Annotated in this window: 16 protein-coding genes; 8 read left to right on the top strand and 8 right to left on the bottom strand. The window is 71.1% G+C overall.

Features of this window, described 5'->3' with window-relative positions:
* Positions 1 to 3: 3 nt before the first annotated feature.
* Both ACFZDK_RS14395 and ACFZDK_RS14390 read right to left on the bottom strand, forming a co-directional pair.
* Entirely contained in the window at positions 4 to 1,233 is a 1,230-nt protein-coding gene (locus ACFZDK_RS14395; protein WP_390972407.1) for a hypothetical protein, read from the bottom strand.
* Between the two features lie 97 nt (positions 1,234 to 1,330).
* Positions 1,331 to 2,446 (bottom strand): alpha/beta hydrolase-fold protein, encoded by a 1,116-nt coding sequence (locus ACFZDK_RS14390; RefSeq protein WP_390972405.1) that lies wholly within the window; start codon positions 2,444 to 2,446, stop codon positions 1,331 to 1,333.
* A gap of 224 nt (positions 2,447 to 2,670) precedes the next feature.
* Here ACFZDK_RS14390 and ACFZDK_RS14385 point away from each other — a divergent pair, with 224 nt between their 5' ends.
* The 6 genes from ACFZDK_RS14385 (at position 2,671) to ACFZDK_RS14360 (ending at position 7,719) form a co-directional block, all read left to right on the top strand.
* Positions 2,671 to 4,482, top strand: a complete 1,812-nt coding sequence (locus tag ACFZDK_RS14385) for a phosphatidylglycerol lysyltransferase domain-containing protein (protein WP_390972403.1) — start codon at positions 2,671 to 2,673, stop codon at positions 4,480 to 4,482.
* Positions 4,483 to 4,576: 94 nt separating this feature from the next.
* Positions 4,577 to 5,455 carry a dihydropteroate synthase gene (folP, locus tag ACFZDK_RS14380; protein WP_390972402.1) on the top strand — a complete coding sequence of 293 codons (879 nt, stop codon included), beginning with the start codon at positions 4,577 to 4,579 and terminating at the stop codon, positions 5,453 to 5,455.
* Positions 5,452 to 5,955: a nuclear transport factor 2 family protein gene (locus tag ACFZDK_RS14375; RefSeq protein ID WP_390972400.1), complete on the top strand. Its 504-nt coding sequence runs from the start codon at positions 5,452 to 5,454 to the stop codon at positions 5,953 to 5,955. The genes folP and ACFZDK_RS14375 overlap by 4 nt, the downstream gene beginning before the upstream one ends.
* A gap of 257 nt (positions 5,956 to 6,212) precedes the next feature.
* Complete coding sequence (folB, locus tag ACFZDK_RS14370; protein ID WP_355722237.1) at positions 6,213 to 6,572, top strand: dihydroneopterin aldolase; 360 nt, start codon at positions 6,213 to 6,215, stop codon at positions 6,570 to 6,572.
* Complete coding sequence (gene folK / locus ACFZDK_RS14365) at positions 6,569 to 7,180, top strand: 2-amino-4-hydroxy-6-hydroxymethyldihydropteridine diphosphokinase (protein WP_390972398.1); 612 nt, start codon at positions 6,569 to 6,571, stop codon at positions 7,178 to 7,180. Before folB ends, folK begins: the two co-directional genes overlap by 4 nt.
* A gap of 50 nt (positions 7,181 to 7,230) precedes the next feature.
* Positions 7,231 to 7,719, top strand: coding sequence for a DUF3180 family protein (locus ACFZDK_RS14360; RefSeq protein ID WP_390972397.1), 489 nt, complete (start codon positions 7,231 to 7,233; stop codon positions 7,717 to 7,719).
* A gap of 19 nt (positions 7,720 to 7,738) precedes the next feature.
* Here ACFZDK_RS14360 and folE read toward each other — a convergent pair whose 3' ends face one another.
* The 6 genes from folE to dacB all read right to left on the bottom strand — a co-directional run bounded on the left by folE (position 7,739) and on the right by dacB (position 15,530).
* On the bottom strand, positions 7,739 to 8,344 hold the full coding sequence (folE, locus tag ACFZDK_RS14355) for a GTP cyclohydrolase I FolE (protein WP_390972395.1): 606 nt from the start codon (positions 8,342 to 8,344) through the stop codon (positions 7,739 to 7,741).
* 138 nt (positions 8,345 to 8,482) lie between these two features.
* Positions 8,483 to 10,522 carry an ATP-dependent zinc metalloprotease FtsH gene (gene ftsH, locus ACFZDK_RS14350; protein WP_390972393.1) on the bottom strand — a complete coding sequence of 680 codons (2,040 nt, stop codon included), beginning with the start codon at positions 10,520 to 10,522 and terminating at the stop codon, positions 8,483 to 8,485.
* Positions 10,523 to 10,729: 207 nt separating this feature from the next.
* Positions 10,730 to 11,290, bottom strand: coding sequence for a hypoxanthine phosphoribosyltransferase (gene hpt / locus ACFZDK_RS14345; RefSeq protein ID WP_359206847.1), 561 nt, complete (start codon positions 11,288 to 11,290; stop codon positions 10,730 to 10,732).
* A 66-nt stretch (positions 11,291 to 11,356) separates the two neighbouring features.
* Positions 11,357 to 12,451, bottom strand: coding sequence for a tRNA lysidine(34) synthetase TilS (tilS, locus tag ACFZDK_RS14340; RefSeq protein ID WP_390972392.1), 1,095 nt, complete (start codon positions 12,449 to 12,451; stop codon positions 11,357 to 11,359).
* A gap of 212 nt (positions 12,452 to 12,663) precedes the next feature.
* Positions 12,664 to 13,797 carry a zinc-dependent metalloprotease gene (locus ACFZDK_RS14335; protein ID WP_390972391.1) on the bottom strand — a complete coding sequence of 378 codons (1,134 nt, stop codon included), beginning with the start codon at positions 13,795 to 13,797 and terminating at the stop codon, positions 12,664 to 12,666.
* A 77-nt stretch (positions 13,798 to 13,874) separates the two neighbouring features.
* Complete coding sequence (dacB, locus tag ACFZDK_RS14330) at positions 13,875 to 15,530, bottom strand: D-alanyl-D-alanine carboxypeptidase/D-alanyl-D-alanine-endopeptidase (protein WP_390972389.1); 1,656 nt, start codon at positions 15,528 to 15,530, stop codon at positions 13,875 to 13,877.
* Positions 15,531 to 15,609: 79 nt separating this feature from the next.
* On the opposite strand from dacB, the gene ACFZDK_RS14325 reads away from it, so the two are divergent.
* Both ACFZDK_RS14325 and ACFZDK_RS14320 read left to right on the top strand, forming a co-directional pair.
* The gene (locus ACFZDK_RS14325) at positions 15,610 to 16,101 is read left to right on the top strand and encodes an inorganic diphosphatase (RefSeq protein WP_089099927.1); all 492 of its coding nucleotides are present in this window, start codon (positions 15,610 to 15,612) and stop codon (positions 16,099 to 16,101) included.
* Between the two features lie 127 nt (positions 16,102 to 16,228).
* Positions 16,229 to 17,884 carry a threonine/serine exporter family protein gene (locus ACFZDK_RS14320; protein WP_390972387.1) on the top strand — a complete coding sequence of 552 codons (1,656 nt, stop codon included), beginning with the start codon at positions 16,229 to 16,231 and terminating at the stop codon, positions 17,882 to 17,884.
* The last annotated feature ends 104 nt before the right edge of the window (positions 17,885 to 17,988 follow it).

Below are 17,988 nucleotides of genomic sequence, written 5' to 3'. Positions count from 1 at the left end.
GCTTCAGGAGGCGGCGCTGCGCAGTCCGCCGAGGTTGATCTGCTCCGTCTCGTCGTGCGCGGTCAGGTCGATGACCTGGCCGACGCCCAGGGACTCCGGGTCGGCGGGCTTGAACTCGGCCTCGGACTCGGCCTTGTGGAGCGCGAGCGCCTCCTGGCCGACGACGTCCGCGAGGTCCTCGTTGTGCATGGTCTCCAGCCCGCCCGCCGCGGCGCCCTTCTGCGTGCCGAAGAAGTCGAACCCGCCGGTGACCAGCGGCCGCGGGATGGGCGCCGCCGGCAGCACGGCCACCGCGGTCGGCACCGTGAAGTGCCCGGTGGGCTGCACGGAGTTGGCGGACGGCGCGGTCGCGGTCGGGGCGTCCTGCTCGGGCCCTTCGGACTGCTCGGGCTCTTCGGACTGCTCGGGCCGTTCGGACTCGGCCGGGGTGGTGTCCTCCGGTCCGGCCGTGGTCGTGGTGGTGGCGGCCGCGCGCGCGTGCCCGTCGGCCGCCTCGGGCTGCCCCTGGTCCTCGTCCTCCGGCGCGGACTCGCCCTTCGCCGCCTCGGGCTCGGCGGCCGTCTCCGCCACGCTCCCGCCGTCGGTGTCCGCCTCGACCGCCGGGGTGTCGCTCTCGTCGAACCGGGCCAATGCCACCTTGGCCCGCAGGAACAGCTTGGAACCCTCCGGCGAGAAGACCGCGGGAGTCGTCTCCTCGACCGTCAGCTCCTCGACGACGTCCTCGACCTCTTCGAGCGCTTCCGCGGCCGCGCCGGCCGGCAGCTCGTTGGACGGCGCGGTCGCCTCGATCTCCAGCAGCCGGCGGCCCTCCAGGGCGCTCGCGCGCTCGGTCTCCGCCGTGGCGTAGCGGCGCAGCAGGGACGCGTGCTCGTTGCGCAGTCCCGCCAGCTCCGCCCGCTTCGCGCGCAGCCGCTGCTCCAGCTTGGTGCGCAGCTCCCGCGACTCCTCGAGGTCGGTCTCCAGCTCGGCGATCCGCTCCTCGTGGCGCCACTCGTCGCTCGCACGCGCGCGTGACAGGTCGGCCACCTGCTTGCCCGCATCGGTGTCCCAGCGCCGCATGACGGCGGCACCGACGGCCGCGGTGGCCGCGGCTATCGCGGCAAGGGTGCGCAGCACCGTCGGTTGGGAGAACAACCAGGGGCCCAGGGCGCAGACGAGGGAGACACCGGCGATCGCCGAGGGAGGCAACAGCCTGTGCAAAGGCGGGGAATGGCGGTGACGTCCACGTGGCATGGCCAGAAACTTACCGCGCGTAGGCGAATCGTGGTGCCCCGGGCCGTAAAAACACAGCGACAACGAAGTCTTCACACGGCATCGGCAGAGCCCGGGTTCAGTGATCGCCCAATCGGCCGCTGATCCACTGAAGAGTCGCGGGGATCTCCCGGCGCCAGGTATTGAAGTTGTGGCCGCCGCTGTCGAGGATGATCGACGAGATCCGGGTCAGCTTCGTGGCCTGCACGCGCGCGATGAATTTCAGCGTGTCCTTGTAGTTCGTTTCCCCGACCCTGCTGCTGGTGACCAGCAGGGACGTGTCCGGAGCGGGCTCGTGCCGCAGCAGCCACCAGAGGTTCGCGCGGTTCTGCAGTTGCCGGTCGCCCTGGAAGAGGTCACCCGTAGTGGCGTCCAGGGGCGCCTTGTACGACGGGGAGAGCCCGGCGCCGGCTCCGTACACGTCGGGGTGGTGCATCGCGAGCTTGAGCGCGCAGTACCCGCCCGTCGAGTCGCCGACGATCCCCCAGCGGCCCTGCTTGCCGACGGCCCGGTAGTGCGCGCGCACGGCCTCGGGAAGGTCCTTGGCGAAGAAGGTCTCGGTCTGCGGGCCGCGCGGGACGTCCACGCACTCGGTGTCCCGGGGCGGCGCGACCGTGGGCCGCAGCATCACCAGGATCGTCGGCCGCATCCGCCCGTCCCGGACCAGGTGCTGCGCCGTGCGCGGGTAGTGCAGCCTGTCGACCAGCGCCCGCGCGGTGCCGGGATAACCGCTGAGGACGACCGTCACCGGGAACGTACGGGTGCGGTTCTGCGGCTGGAAGTACTCCGGCGGCAGGTACACGTACGCGGGGGTGGCGATGTGGCTCGTACGGCCGACGATGTCGACCTGCTGGACCTGACCGGCCGTCTGCGGCAGCGAGCCGCCCATGCCGTGCACCTCGGACGTGGACACCACCTGCACCGGACCGCCGGCCGCGTGGTCGACGACGACGCCCTGGTCCGTCTCCGTACCGAACAGGTCCGCCCAGCTCGCGTAGAAACCGAAAGCCTGGTTGACGGCTATCCCCAGGCACGCGAAGAGCGCCAACTGGGTGGCCAGCAAAAGGCCGACGCGTCCGCTGACGGCCCGCCAGTTCCGCCGGGCCAACCGGGGCCACAGCCACACGGTACCGACGAACAGCAGTACGGCGGACAAGATCGCCAATGCCAGCATTTTATTGCTCGTGAGACCCATGAGGTGCTTCCTGCCTGCGCTTTCCCCCGTGGCGACCACCGCTTTCAGCGAGGCTTGCCCTGGGCTTTCCCTGGCCTTTGAACCGGCTTTCCGGTGGGGAGTGAACCTCTCCCCCCGAGACACCGTCCTAGAGGGCGCAATGTCGCCGGATGCCCGAATCGGCACCGGATTCAAGGTCTCTCGCAGAACTACGGGATGCGATGTCTGTCAGGATAGATGGGGAAATGTCGGGCGAGGTTCCGAGCCGATCAGGCCGGGCGCGGCGCATAGTCCGTGGTCCGCGTCCCGAGGCCGTCCCCGCTCTGGTCGGCCGGGCGTGCGCCGTCGTGGGCGCCCTGGACATCGCCGCGGGTGTGTTCCCGCGCTTCCGTCACAGCCGTATGCACGCCATGGCCGAGGTACTGCCGGGCTCGCTCGGACCGTTCGCGGCCGCGCTCTCGCTCAGCGCCGGGGTGCTGTTGCTGCTGCTCGCGCACGGGCTCAAGCGGCGCAAGCGCCGGGCGTGGCGGGCCGCGGTCGCGCTGCTGCCGGCCGGTGCGGTCTCCCAGTTCGTGTACCGGCACTCGCTCATCGGCGCGCTGATCTCGCTGGCGCTGTTCGTGCCGCTCGTGATCCACCGCGAGGAGTTCAAGGCGCTGCCCGACCCGCGCAGCCGGTGGCGGGCGCTCGCCAACTTCGTCCTCATGAGCGCCGGTTCCCTCGCGCTCGGCCTGGTCATCGTCAGCGCCCACCCCAGGCGCACCATCGGCGACCCGAGCCTGGCCGACCGGCTCACCCACGTGATCTACGGCCTGTTCGGCTTCGAGGGCCCGGTCGACTACGAGGGCGCCACCTCCTGGACGGTCGCCTTCTCGCTCGGCGCGCTCGGCCTGATCACCGCGGTCACCACCATCTACCTCGCGTTCCGCCCCGAACACCCCGCCGCGCACCTCACCGAGGAGGACGAGACGAGGCTGCGCGCCCTGCTGGAGAAGCACGGCGCCCGCGACTCCCTCGGCCACTTCGCGCTCCGCCGCGACAAGGCGGTCGTCTTCTCGCCCAGCGGCAAGGCCGCGGTCACCTACCGCGTCGTCTCCGGCGTGATGCTCGCCAGCGGCGACCCCATCGGCGACGTCGAGGCCTGGCCCGGCGCCATCGAACGCTTCATGGACGAGGCCAAGGCCCACTCCTGGACCCCCGCCGTCATGGGCTGCTCGGAGACGGGCGGCGAGGTGTGGACCCGCGAGACCGGCCTGGACGCGCTCGAACTGGGCGACGAGGCGGTGGTGGACGTCGCGGATTTCTCGCTCGCCGGACGCGCGATGCGCAACGTGCGCCAGATGGTCAAGCGCATCGAGCGGGCCGGCTACGAAACCCGGGTACGGCGCATCCGTGACGTCGGCGAGGCCGAACTGGACCGCATCCGCCGGGCGGCGGAGGACTGGCGCGGCACCGACACCGAGCGCGGCTTCTCGATGGCGCTCGGCCGCATAGGAGACCCCTCCGACGGCGACTGCCTGATCGCCACCGCCCACAAGACCGACGAACAGCCCGGCCCCTACGGCGACCTCAAGGCGATCCTGCACTTCGTCCCCTGGGGCACCGACGGCGTCTCCCTCGACCTGATGCGCCGCGACCGCGCCGCCGACCCCGGGATGAACGAACTGCTCATCGTGGCCGCCCTCCAGGCGTCCCCGAAGCTCGGCATCACCCGGATCTCGCTCAACTTCGCGATGTTCCGCTCGGCGCTCGCGCGCGGCGAGAAGATCGGCGCGGGACCGGTGCTGCGCGCCTGGCGCGGACTGCTGGTCTTCCTGTCCCGCTGGTTCCAGATCGAGTCGCTGTACAAGTTCAACGCCAAGTTCCAGCCGCGCTGGGAACCGCGCTTCGTGGTCTACCGGGCCTCCGGCGACCTCCCCCGCATCGGCCTCGCCGCCATGCAGGCCGAGGGCTTCGTCAACCTCGCCCTTCCGCTCCCGCGCTTCCTGCGCCGCCCCGCCCCCGCCGCCCGCCCCTGCCCGCACCAGGTGGCCGAGCACGAGGTCCGGGCGGCCTGACCCCACCGACGGGCCCGGGCGGCGCCCCTCCCCCCAGCCCGGGGGCGCCGCTCGGGCCGCACGGCCCCCTCCCGGCGGGGCCTACGCTGAACGTATGAACAACCAGAGCGGGCGTGGCCAGGTGACAGGGCTTCCGGCATGGGACCGCTGCGCGGTCATGGGGGTCGTGAACGTCACCCCCGACTCCTTCTCCGACGGCGGCCGCTGGTTCGACACGACCATCGCCGTCAAGCACGGTCTCGACCTCGTCGCCCAGGGCGCCGACCTGGTCGACGTCGGCGGCGAGTCCACCCGCCCCGGCGCCACCCGCGTCGACGAGGCCGAGGAACTGCGCCGGGTCATCCCCGTCGTCCGCGGCCTCGCCTCCGAAGGCGTCGTCGTCTCCGTCGACACCATGCGCGCCTCGGTCGCCCGGCAGGCCCTCGCCGCCGGCGCCGCCCTCGTCAACGACGTCAGCGGCGGCCTCGCCGACCCCGACATGATCCCCGCCGTCGCCGAGTCCGGCGCCCCCTTCGTCGTCATGCACTGGCGGGGCTTCCTGGAGGGCGGCAACGTCAGGGGCGCGTACGACGACGTCGTCGCCGAGGTCATCGACGAACTCCGCGCGCGCGTGGACGCCGTCCTCGCCGGCGGCATCGCACCCGACCGGGTCGTCGTCGACCCCGGCCTCGGCTTCTCCAAGGACTCCGAGCACGACCTGACCCTGCTCGCCCACCTCGACCGGCTGCACGCCCTCGGCCACCCGGTGCTGGTCGCCGCCTCCCGCAAGCGGTTCCTCGGCCGGGTCCTGGCCGGACCCGAGGGGGCGCCCCCGCCGGCCCGGGAGCGTGACGCGGCGACGGCCGCCGTCTCCGCGCTCGCCGCGCACGCCGGCGCGTGGGCGGTGCGCGTGCACGAGGTGCGCGCCACGGCGGACGCGGTACGGGTCGCGCGCGCCATCGAGGGAGCCCGCACCGCAGAGGGAGCCCGGTGAGCGCCCCCCATACCGACGTCGAGCAGGTCGAGGCCGCCAACACCGCCTTCTACGAGGCGCTGGAGAACGGCGACTTCGAAACGGTCTCCTCCCTCTGGCTCACCCCCGCCGACCTGGGCGTCGACGAGGAGTACCACGACCCGGCGGACAGCGGCGTGATCTCCTGCGTGCACCCCGGCTGGCCGGTGCTGACCGGCCGCGGCGAGGTCCTCAGGTCGTACGCGCTGATCATGGCGAACACCGACTACATCCAGTTCTTCCTCACCGACGTGCATGTCTCCGTCACCGGCGACACCGCCCTGGTGACCTGCACGGAGAACATCCTCAGCGGCGGCCCGGCCCCGGAGGGCGGGCAGGAACTGGGCCCGCTGGTGGGCCAGCTCGTCGTCGCCACCAACGTGTTCCGGCGCACCCCGGACGGCTGGAAGCTCTGGTCCCACCACGCCTCCCCCGTGCTTTCCGAGGCCGACGAGGACGAGGAGGACGACACGCCCTCCTGAGCGGAGGAACCTCCTCCGGCCCCCCTCGCGGACCAAGAAGTGGCTGGAATCACGAACTCGCGAGTAGGTACGGCTGCCGGCCCGTGAGCCGCCGGGTTCTCCGGGGGAAACGCGCGATGAACCCTGCCGGCCGTGGCGGACGCCGCCGCCCCGTACCCCGGCGCTGTCAGTGCCCGCAGGTAGATTCGTGTGTGGCCGGTCCGTCGTCCACACGCGATGCGACCTCGCCGTCACCGACGATTGCAGGAGTGATTCGCGTGGATCGTGTCGCGCTGCGCGGCCTCAGGGCCCGCGGGCACCACGGTGTCTTCCCCAAGGAACGCGAGGAGGGCCAGACCTTCATCGTGGACCTCGTCCTTGGCCTGGACACCCGGCCCGCGGCGGCCACCGACGACCTCGCGAAGACCGTGCACTACGGCATCGTGGCCGAGGAGGTCGTCGCCGTGGTCGAGGGGGAACCGGTGAACCTGATCGAGACGCTCGCCGAGCGGATCGCTCAAGCCTGCCTGAAGCACGAGGGGGTACAAGAGGTCGAGGTCCGCGTCCACAAGCCCGACGCGCCCATCACCGTCCCGTTCGACGACGTCACCGTCACCATCACCCGGAGCCGAGTATGACCGCATCCTCCCTGCGGGGTCCCAGCGACCCGACCGTACAACCGGTGCCCGCCTCCGTCGTCGAGCAGGTCGACGCCGCCGACACCACGCTCTCCAACCCCAAACGCGCCGTGGTCGCCCTCGGCTCCAACCTGGGCAACCGCCTGGAGACCCTCCAGGGCGCCGTCGACGCGCTGGAGGACACCCCGGGCGTCCGCATCAAGGCCGTGTCGCCGGTGTACGAGACGGAGCCGTGGGGCGTCGAGCCCGGCAGCCAGCCGACGTACCTCAACGCGATCGTGGTGCTGAAGACCACCCTCCCGCCGTCCTCCCTGCTGGAGCGGGCGCACGCGGTGGAGGAGGCGTTCAACCGGGTGCGGGACGAGCACTGGGGCCCGCGCACCCTCGACGTCGACATCGTCGCCTACGCCGACGTCGTCTCCGACGACCCGCAGCTCACCCTCCCGCACCCGCGGGCCCACGAACGCGCCTTCGTGCTCGCGCCCTGGTACGACATCGACCCCGAGGCCCAGCTGCCCGGCCGCGGCCCGGTCGGGGAGCTGCTGACCGCCGTCACCCGGCACGGTGTGGAAGCGCGTGCGGACCTGGAACTCCGACTGCCCGAGTAGTCGTTAAGGTCAAGACGACCACATCGCTGCGGGGGAGCTGAAGGAACACAGTGAAAGAGCTGCGGATCAGGGTGCTGGCCGGCGTGTTCGTCGTGGCCGCGGTGCTGTCCTGGGCGGCCGCCCGCCTCTGGAACTCGGTGGGGACCCTGCCCAGCGTGCCGGTGGCCGCCCCCATCGTGCTGGCCCTGATCGCCGTGGTCCTGCTCTCCACGGCGCTCTCGCTGCGCGCCCGCTTCAAGGCCCAGCGCGAGCGGCGCCCCGGCGCCAAGGGCGTCGACCCCCTGATGGCGGCCCGCGCCGTCGTCTTCGGCCAGGCCAGCGCCCTGGTCGCGGCCCTGGTCGCCGGCATGTACGGCGGCACGGGCGTCTTCCTCCTCGAACTCCTCGACATCCCCGCCCGCCGTGACCAGGCCCTCTACGCGGCCTTCTCGGTCCTCGCCGGCATCGGCGTCATAGCGGCGGCCATGTTCCTGGAGCGCGTCTGCAAGCTCCCGGAGGACGACGACAACAACCACAGCGGGGCTGAGCCGGTGGCGTGAGCCCCGCACCCCCGCAGGATCAGCGCGCCAGTATCAGACTCATCGCCTCGGCGCGGGTCGAGGCGTCCCTGAGCTGACCGCGCACCGCCGACGTGGTCGTCTTGGCGCCCGGCTTGCGGATCCCGCGCACCGACATGCACATGTGCTCGGCCTCCACCACGACGATCACGCCCCGGGCCTCCAGGATCCGCATGAGGGAGTCAGCGACCTGCGTGGTGAGCCGCTCCTGCACCTGAAGACGGCGGGCGAACACCTCGACCAGGCGGGCGAGCTTCGACAGACCCGTGATCTTGCCGGTCTCCGCCGGGATGTAGCCCACGTGGGCCACGCCGTGGAACGGCAGCATGTGATGCTCGCAGAGGCTGACGATCTCGATGTCCTTCACCAGGACCATCTCGTCGTGCCCGAGGTCGAAGGTCGTCGTCAGGACCTCTTCCGGTTCCTGGTAGTTCCCGGCCAGCAGCTCCCGGTAGGCACGTGCCACCCGCGCCGGAGTCTCGCGGAGCCCCTCACGGTCCGGGTCCTCGCCGACCGCGATCAGCAGTTCGCGTACGGCGTTCTCGGCGCGTTTCTCGTCGAACTCGCCGATGGGGCCCTCGCCGTCCAGGGTCACGGGGTCGGTCATCTGGGGTGCCTCGTTCCATCGGGTGTGCGCATGTGGATCACGCGCCTCATGTACAGGCATTACGGAAATGCCGCGCCCCCCAGGCTAGATCCTGGGGGGGCGCGGCATCCATTCCGAGCCAGGTGAGACCGGTGTGACTCAGCTCTCGGGTCGGTCCTCCGGAGCCTTCTCGACCGCCGGGGCGGACTCGGCCGCCGTGGACTTCGCGGTGCTGATCGCCGGCGTCGAGCCGTTCGCCCCGTTGGTCAGTGCGAGCTCCTTGGGGGAGAGCACCGGCGGGCGGGTGGACGGCGTACGGCGGGAGGAGCCGGTCCACGCGGGGCGCGCGGGCCGCTTGTGGATCGCCGCGAAGACCTCGGCGATCTCCTCCTTGCCCAGGGTCTCCTTCTCCAGGAGCTGGAGCACCAGGTTGTCGAGGACGTCGCGGTTCTCGACCAGGATCTCCCAGGCCTCGTTGTGCGCGTTCTCGATGAGCTTCTTGACTTCCTCGTCCACCAGGGCGGCGACCTCTTCCGAGTAGTCGCGCTGGTGGGACATCTCACGGCCGAGGAAGGGCTCGGTGTTGTCGCCGCCGAACTTGATCGCGCCGAGACGCTCGGTCATGCCGTACTGCGTGACCATCGCGCGGGCGGTGGCCGTGGCCTTCTCGATGTCGTTCGCGGCGCCCGTGGTCGGGTCGTGGAAGACCAGTTCCTCGGCCGCGCGGCCGCCCAGCATGTAGGCGAGCTGGTCGAGCATCTCGTTGCGCGTGGTCGAGTACTTGTCCTCGTCCGGCAGGACCATCGTGTAACCGAGGGCACGGCCGCGGGACAGGATCGTGATCTTGTGTACCGGGTCGGAGTTCGGGGAGGCCGCCGCGACCAGGGCGTGTCCGCCCTCGTGGTACGCGGTGATCTTCTTCTCCTTGTCCGACATGATCCGGGTCCGCTTCTGCGGGCCCGCGACCACACGGTCGATCGCCTCGTCGAGCATCTGGTTGTCGATGAGCTTGCGGTCGCTGCGGGCCGTGAGCAGCGCCGCCTCGTTCAGCACGTTCGACAGGTCCGCACCGGTGAAGCCCGGCGTACGGCGGGCGACCGCCGCGAGGTCGACGTCGGGCGCGACCGGCTTGCCCTTCTGGTGGACCTTGAGGATCTCCAGACGGCCCTGCAGGTCCGGCGGGTCGACCGCGATCTGGCGGTCGAAGCGGCCGGGGCGCAGCAGCGCCGGGTCGAGGATGTCGGGCCGGTTCGTCGCGGCGATGAGGATCACGCCGCCCTTGACGTCGAAGCCGTCCATCTCGACGAGCAGCTGGTTCAGGGTCTGCTCGCGCTCGTCGTGACCACCGCCGAGGCCGGCGCCGCGGTGGCGGCCGACCGCGTCGATCTCGTCGACGAAGACGATCGCCGGGGCGTTCGCCTTGGCCTGCTCGAAGAGGTCGCGCACCCGGGAGGCACCGACACCGACGAACATCTCGACGAAGTCGGAACCGGAGATCGAGTAGAAGGGCACCCCGGCCTCGCCGGCGACGGCGCGCGCGAGGAGCGTCTTGCCGGTACCGGGACGGCCGTAGAGGAGCACGCCCTTGGGGATCTTGGCGCCGACCGCCTGGAACTTGGCCGGCTCCTGGAGGAACTCCTTGATCTCGTGGAGTTCCTCGACGGCCTCGTCGCAGCCCGCGACGTCCGAGAACGTCGTCTTCGGGGTGTCCTTGGTGATGAGCTTCGCCTTGGACTTGCCGAAGTTCATGACGCGGGAGCCGCCGCCCTGCATCTGGTTCATCAGGAACAGGAAGACGACCACGATGAGGACGAAGGGGAGCAGGGAGAGCAGGACACCGAGGAAAGCGTTCTGCTTGGTCGGCGAGACGGTGTAACCGTCGGGGATCTGCTTGTCCTGGTACTTGGTCTGCAGCGTGTTGGCGATGGTCACGCCCTGGTCGCCGATGTAGCTCGCCTGGATCTTCGAGCTGCCGTCGACCTTCTCGCCGTTCTTGAGCGTGACCTTGATGGTCTGCTCGTCACCGGTGGTCAGCTTGGCCGATTCCACCTTGTTGTCATTGATCGCCGCCACGACCTGGCCGGTGTCCACCGTCTTGTAGCCGCCGGACGAGCCGACGACCTGCATCAACACGACCACGGCAAGGACGGCCAGCACGATCCACATGACCGGCCCACGGAAGTATCGCTTCACGTCCATCCATACGGAGCGAGACGCCCCGTCCCTCCTGCCATAGTGAGTTTGATAAGACAGTTCTTCTGACGGTACCCCAGCTTTGTTACCCAAAGCCGCACGGAGCGGCTCGGAGGGCTGGCAAACCCGTCTCTGCATGCTCCAACGGCGCGAAACCCGCTGGGGTTCCCGATCGTCTTACGCAAGTGGACCCTCCGGCGTATCAGCCGGGGGTCAGCCGCCGTAGACGTGAGGCGCGAGCGTACCGACGAACGGGAGATTGCGGTACTTCTCGGCGTAGTCGAGGCCGTAGCCGACGACGAACTCGTTGGGGATGTCGAAGCCGACCCACTCGACGTCGATGGCGACCTTGGCCGCGTCCGGCTTGCGGAGCAGCGTGCAGATCTTCAGGGTCTCGGGCTCGCGGGAGCCGAGGTTGTTGATCAGCCAGGACAGGGTCAGCCCGGAGTCGATGATGTCCTCGACGATCAGGACGTGCTTGCCCTTGATGTCGGTGTCGAGGTCCTTGAGGATCCGCACCACACCGGAGGACTGGGTGCCCGCGCCGTAGGAGGACACGGCCATCCAGTCCATGGTGACGGGGGTGGACAGCGCCCGGGCGAGGTCCGCCATGACCATCACGGCGCCCTTGAGGACGCCCACGATGAGCAGGTCCTTGCCCGCGTACTCCGCGTCGATCTTCGCGGCCAGCTCGACCAGCTTCGCGTCGATCTCTTCCTTGGTGATGAGTACCGCCTGAAGGTCGGCACCCATGTCTTTCGCGTCCACCCGCATCACTTTCGGTCGGTCGTCCCACCGGCCTACCCACCCCGCCGGAGGAGCCCTCCGGGAGGTCGGGATTCAGCCTTGCCGAATCACCAGTCTGCCACCCTGACGCTGGGCGACGACTTTGCCGGGGAGATTGATGGCTCCCTGACCGCGCCAGCCGGTGATCAGCCGGTCGACTTCCTCGATGTGCCGGGCGAACAGGGAACCGGCCGGTGCGCCCGCCTCGATGGCGGCACGGCGCAGGATCCGGCGGCGTACCGCGGGGGGCAGGGCGTAGAGCTTGGCGCACTCCAGCAGGCCCGCGGCGTCCCGTACGGAGGCCTCGGCCTGGCTGGCCCAGGTGTCCAGGGCGTCGGCGTCGTCGCGGGAGAGCTGGGCGGTGCGGGCGAGGGCCTCGACGACGCCCTTGCCGAGGGCCTTCTCCAGGGCGGGCAGGCCCTCGTGGCGGAGCCGGGAGCGGGTGTAGGCCGGGTCCGCGTTGTGAGGATCGTCCCAGACGGGCAGCGCCTGGACCATGCAGGCCTTGCGGGCGGTCTGCCGGTCCAGCTGGAGGAAGGGGCGACGGTAACGGCCGCCGGCCCCCGAGACCGCGGCCATTCCGGACAGGGAGCGGATGCCCGAACCGCGGGCGAGGCCGAGCAGGACGGTCTCGGCCTGGTCGTCTCTGGTGTGGCCGAGCAGGACCGCCGCGCCGCCGTGCCGTTCGAGGGCGGCGTCCAGGGCGGCGTAGCGGGCGTCGCGGGCGGCCGCCTCGGGTCCGCCGTCACGGCCGACGGTCACGGTGATCGACTCGACCGGGTCGAGGCCGAGTTCGCGCAGCCTGAGGACGACCTCCTCGGCGCGCAGGTCGGAGCCGGGCTGCAGGCCGTGGTCGACGGTGATGCCGCCCGCCCGGATGCCGAGCTTGGGCGCCTCGAAGGCGAGGGCGGAGGCGAGCGCCATGGAGTCGGCGCCGCCGGAGCATGCCACGAGGACGAGCGGGGAGGGGGGCCGCTCGTTCGGTGTCTGCTCCGGGATGTCTCCGACGGGGCGCACGACCCGCACACCGGCATGCCCGAAGGCGCGTTCACCGGGGGCGCGGCTGTGGCGGTTCAGGTCGGTGAGGATGTCGTGGAGGGCGCGGCGGACCGCCAGGCGTATCGCCGCGACCGCAGGATGGGGACCCATGTCCGGTTCCCTTCATGAAGTTTTCGGGGGGTGAGCCCGAGATCGGTCACTCAGAGTGTGTAGATGGTGACAGAAACGGGCCGTTCCCCGAGCATTGCACGCCTACCCATCGCTCACGGTCCCTCGGACGGGTGATTGAAGGGGCGTTCGCCTGCCGCGGGCCGGATTCGGTTCACCACACATCCGCTGGTTCACGACACACGTCCGCTGGTTCACGACTCGGCCTTGCGGTGCACCCGCGCGACCCAGTCCGCCGGTTTGGCGATCTCCGCCTTGGTCGGCAGGGTGTTCGGCGAGGTCCACACCCGGTTGAAGCCGTCCATGCCGACCTGGTCGACGACGGCCCGCACGAAGCGTTCGCCGTCGCGGTACTGGCGCAGCTTGGCGTCGAGTCCGAGCAGCTTGCGCAGGGTCATGTCCAGCCGGGAGGCGCCCTTGGCGCGCCGCTGCTGGAACTTCTCGCGGATCTCCGCGACGGTCGGCACGACAGCCGGTCCGACGCCGTCCATCACGAAGTCGGCGTGGCCCTCCAGGAGGGACATGACGGCGGTGAGCCGGCCGAGGATCTCGCGCTGGGCGGGGGTCTGCACCAGTTCGACGAACGACCGTCCGCCGTCGTCCTCCTCGGCCTCGGGGCGGCTGCCGGCGAGGGACTGGGCGGCGTCCCGGATGCGTTCGAGGACGGTCATCGGGTCGACGTCGGTCTCCGAGAGGAACGACTGGATCTCGCCCTCCAGATGGGCACGCAGCCAGGGCACCGCCGAGAACTGGGTGCGGTGCGTCTCCTCGTGCAGGCAGACCCAGAGCCGGAAGTCGTGGGGCTTGACCTCGAGTTCGCGCTCCACGTGGACGATGTTGGGGGCGACGAGCAGCAGCCGGCCGCCGCCGTTCTCGCCCGCCGGGAGGTCGCGGGAGGCGGGGGCGAAGGTCTCGTACTGGCCGAGGACCCGGGACGACAGGAACGACAGCAGCATGCCCAGTTCGACGCCGGTGACCTTGCCGCCGACCGCGCCGAGCACCGCGCCGCCCGGGCTGCCGGCCCGCCGCTCCTGCATCTTGTCGAGGAGCGGCTTGAGCAGTTCCCGGAACCCGGCGACGTTGGCCTTGACCCAGCCGGGGCGGTCCACCACCAGAACGGGCGTGTCGTGGACGTCGCCGGTCCCCATACGAGTGAAGCCCCGGACGTGTTCCTCCGAGGCCTTCGCGTGCCGCCGCAGCTCCGCGACGATGGTCCGGGCCTCGTCCCGGCTCACCTCGGGGCCCGGCCGCACGAGCCGGGTCGCGGTCGCCACCGCGAGATTCCAGTCGACCATCCCTGATGAGGCAGCGCCACCGATGCTCGTCATGCGTCAACCGTACGTGAGCGGTCCCCCTTCGGGCAGGCCGTGGAGGTTGGTGAGCTTCGCGTGACTTGTGTCATGGGCTACAGCCCCGCCAGCGCCGTCGCCGTCCGGTCCAGTGCCGCCTGTGCCTCCTCCGGGCTCGTCGTGTCCGAGGTGAGGAAGGCGAAGGCCAGCAGGCGGCCGTCCTTGTCGACGACCGTGCCCGCCAGCGTGTTGACGCCGGTCAGGGTGCCGGTCTTCGCACGGACGACGCCTGCCGCGCCGTCCGCGTAACGGCTGGTCAGGGTGCCCGTGAAACCGGCCACGGGGAGGCCGGTGAGGACCGGGCGCAGGCCCGGCCGGTCCGCGTCGGCGGCCTTGGCGAGCAGCGCGGTGAGGAGGTTCGCGGTGAGCCGGTCGTCGCGGTTGAGGCCGCTGCCGTCGTGGAAGGAGGCGCCGGTCATCGGCAGGCCCAGCCTGGTCAGTTGGGCGTCGATGGCGGCCGCTCCCCCGTCGAAGCTCGCCGGCCTGCCGCTGGCCAGCGCCGTCTGCCGGGCCAGGGCCTCGGCGATGTCGTTGTCGCTGTTGGTCAGCATGCGTTCGACGATCGAGGACAGCGGCGGCGAGGAGACGGTGGCGAGGGTGGCGGCCCGGCTGCTGGCCTTGGAGGTGCCGGGGGACGAGGTCTTGATGCCGGCGGCCTGCAGGAAGCCCGCGAACTTCCGTGCCGCGTCGGCCGCCGGGTCGCTCACCCGGGTCACCGGCCCCTCGGTGGAGTCGTCGGTGCGGCCCTCGTCGGCCATCAGCGGGCTCACGCGCGCGAGGTTGTCGTTGACGCCGATGGGGTGCAGGTCGGAGCCGGTGTAGAGCGTGGTGTCGTACGAGAGCGTGATCTGTTTGATGCCCCGCGCGGTGAGCGATTTCGCGGTCTCGGCGGCGAGGGTGCGCAGGCCGGCCCAGCCTTCCGCGTCCTTGTGCGCGGTCAGGGTGGGGTCGCCGCCGCCGACCAGGACGACCTCCCTGGTGCCGGGTTCGAGGGCCACGCGCGTGGTGAGGCGGTGGTCGGGGCCGAGGGCGTGGAGGGCGGCGACGGCCGTGGCGATCTTGGTGGTGGAGGCGGGGGTGAGGGCCGTGTCGGCGCCGGAGGCGTACAGGCGCCTGCCGGTGGCCACGTCGACGACCACGGCGGTGCGGGTGCGGCCGAGTGCCGCATCGGCCAGCATGGGCTTCAGGACGTCCGTGACGGCCGTTCCGGAGATCCCGGCGGGCCGGCCGCTGGGGGCGGACTTCACGGTGTTCGTGGCGCCGCCCAGGCCCGTCAGGACCGACCCGGCGCTGGGCGCGGGGCTGGGCTCGCCGTCGGCTGTGACGGAGTCCGCACCGGAGCCGTGATCTGCGCCACCCGTCCGTTCCAGCGCGGCCGCCCGGTCCCGCTCGGCCGTACGCTGGCCGGTGGCGTCCCAGGGGCCCGCCGCGGTCACCACACCGGCGGCCAGCGCGAGCCCGGCCGTGGCGGCGCCCGCCGTGTACTGCCAGGTCTTGAGGGTCCGGGGACGAGGGGGGCGGACCAGGGTGGCCAGCCGGGGTCCCGTCGCGCGCGTGACGCGTGCGAGCTGCGGTCCCACTGCCCGCCGCAACCGCGCCACCTGCGGTTTCGTGACGGTCGCGGCGCGTGCCAGACGCGGTCGTACGGCGCCCGCGATCTTCCGCACACGCGGTTTCGCGGACTGCCACGACCTCAGCTCTGGCACGACCACCAGCCCCTTTCGCGATCACACACCTGCGTGAGGGACACTTAACCACCAGAACTATGTGTTGATCATGGAGGAGCCACCGGTGGAGTTCGACGTCACGATCGAGATCCCGAAGGGTTCGCGGAACAAGTACGAGGTGGACCACGAGACCGGTCGGATCCGCCTGGACCGTCGTCTCTTCACCTCGACCGCCTACCCGACCGACTACGGCTTCGTCGAGAACACTCTCGGCGAGGACGGCGACCCGCTGGACGCGCTGGTCATCCTGGACGAGCCCACGTTCCCGGGCTGCCTGATCAAGTGCCGCGCGATCGGCATGTTCCGGATGACGGACGAGGCCGGCGGCGACGACAAGCTGCTGTGCGTTCCGGCCACGGACCCGCGTGTGGAGCACCTGCGCGACATCCACCACGTGTCGGAGTTCGACCGCCTGGAGATCCAGCACTTCTTCGAGGTCTACAAGGACCTGGAGCCCGGCAAGTCCGTCGAGGGCGCCAACTGGGTCGGCCGCACCGACGCCGAGGTGGAGATCGAGCGGTCCTACAAGCGCTTCAAGGAGTCCGGCGGTCACTGAGACCCCCCGGCAGGCCGTACCCGGGAAACGGGCCGCACGCGCGCGTGCGGCCCGTTTTTCGTGTCCGCTGTGTGCTCTGCGCATACTGAGGCCTACGTGAAGACGTCGTTCAGGGAGCGTTACGACCGTGACGGAGGCGGAGGACCGCAAGCCCACCTCGGACGAGGCGCGGTACGACCCGGAGATCACGTCCGAGTTCGCCGTGCCGGCGGGCATCGCGGTCCCCGAGGGCGGCGGTGAACCCGAGACCACGTCCGAGTTCGCCGTGCCGGAGGGGCTGGCGGCGCGGCAGCCGGTGAGTGCCGAGCCGGAGCGGTCGGCGTTCAGCACGCCGAGCACCTACAGCGCCGAGGACGCCCCGCCGGTCTTCACGCCCGCCTCCGGGTTTCCCGCCGTGAGTCTCGTCAAGGACGCGCCCTGGCAGGACCGGATGCGCACCATGCTGCGCATGCCGGTGGCCGAGCGGCCGGCGCCGGAACCCGTGCAGAAGGCGGAGGAGGGCGGTCCGGCCGTCCCGCGCGTGCTCGACCTGACGCTGCGTATCGGGGAGCTGCTGCTGGCCGGCGGGGAGGGCGCGGAGGACGTGGAGGCCGCGATGTTCGCGGTCTGCCGGTCCTACGGCCTCGACCGGTGCGAGCCGAACGTCACCTTCACGCTGCTGGCGATCTCGTACCAGCCCTCGCTGGTCGACGACCCGGTGACCGCGTCCCGGACGGTGCGGCGGCGCGGGACCGACTACACGCGGCTGGCCGCCGTCTTCCGGCTCGTGGACGACCTCACCGACCCCGAGGCCCATGTCTCCCTGGAGGAGGCCTACCGGCGGCTCGCGGAGATCCGCCGCAACCGGCACCCGTACCCCGGCTGGGCGCTGACCGCCGCGAGCGGGCTGCTGGCCGGGGCGGCCTCCGTGCTCGTCGGCGGTGACCTGCTGGTGTTCGTGGCGGCGGCGGTGGGCGCGATGCTCGGCGACCGGCTGGCGTGGCTGTGCGCGGGGCGGGGGCTGCCGGAGTTCTACCAGTTCATGATCGCCGCGATGCCGCCGGCCGCGATCGGGGTGGCGTTCGCGCTCGCCCACATCGACGTCGCGGCGTCCGCCGTCGTCACCGGTGGGCTGTTCGCGCTGCTGCCCGGGCGGGCCCTCGTCGCGGGCGTCCAGGACGGGCTGACCGGCTTCTACATCACCGCGTCCGCGCGGCTGCTGGAGGTCATGTACTTCTTCGTCGGCATCGTCATCGGGGTGCTGACGGTCCTGTACTTCGGCCTGAAACTGGGCGGCCGGCTCAATCCCGATGTCGCGCTCAACACCTCCCAACGGCCGCTGCTGCAGATCGCCGCGTCGATGGTGCTGTCGCTGACCTTCGCCGTACTGCTCCAGCAGGAACGATCCACCGTGCTGGCCGTGACCCTCAACGGGGGTGTGGCCTGGTCGGTCTACGGTGCGATGCACTACGCCGGGGGGATCTCACCGGTCGCCTCCACGGCTGTCGCGGCGGGGCTGGTGGGGTTGTTCGGGCAGCTGCTGTCCCGGTTCCGGTTCGCGTCCGCGCTGCCGTACACGACGGCGGCGATCGGGCCGCTGCTGCCGGGGTCGGCGACGTATTTCGGGCTGTTGTCGATGGCCCAGAACGAGGTCGACAAGGGGCTGGTGTCGCTGGCCAAGGCGGCGTCCCTGGCCATGGCGATCGCCATCGGGGTCAACCTGGGGTCGGAGATCTCCCGGTTGACCCTGCGGGTGGGGTCGGCGGGGAAGCGGCGGGCTGCCAAGCGGACGAGGGGGTTCTGAGCGCCCACTGGGCAGGGGGTTCAGGCAGGACGCCGGGTGCGGGTGCGTCGGGGCTGGTCGCGCCCACGCGGCGGCAGCCGCACATTCAATGCAGCCCCGCGCCC

Origin of the sequence: Streptomyces sp. NPDC007901, assembly GCF_042959465.1 — a bacterium.
Lineage (GTDB): Bacteria > Actinomycetota > Actinomycetes > Streptomycetales > Streptomycetaceae > Streptomyces.
The sequence above is the reverse complement of the archived record's forward strand: the minus strand, read 5'-3'. Positions and strand labels throughout refer to the sequence as shown.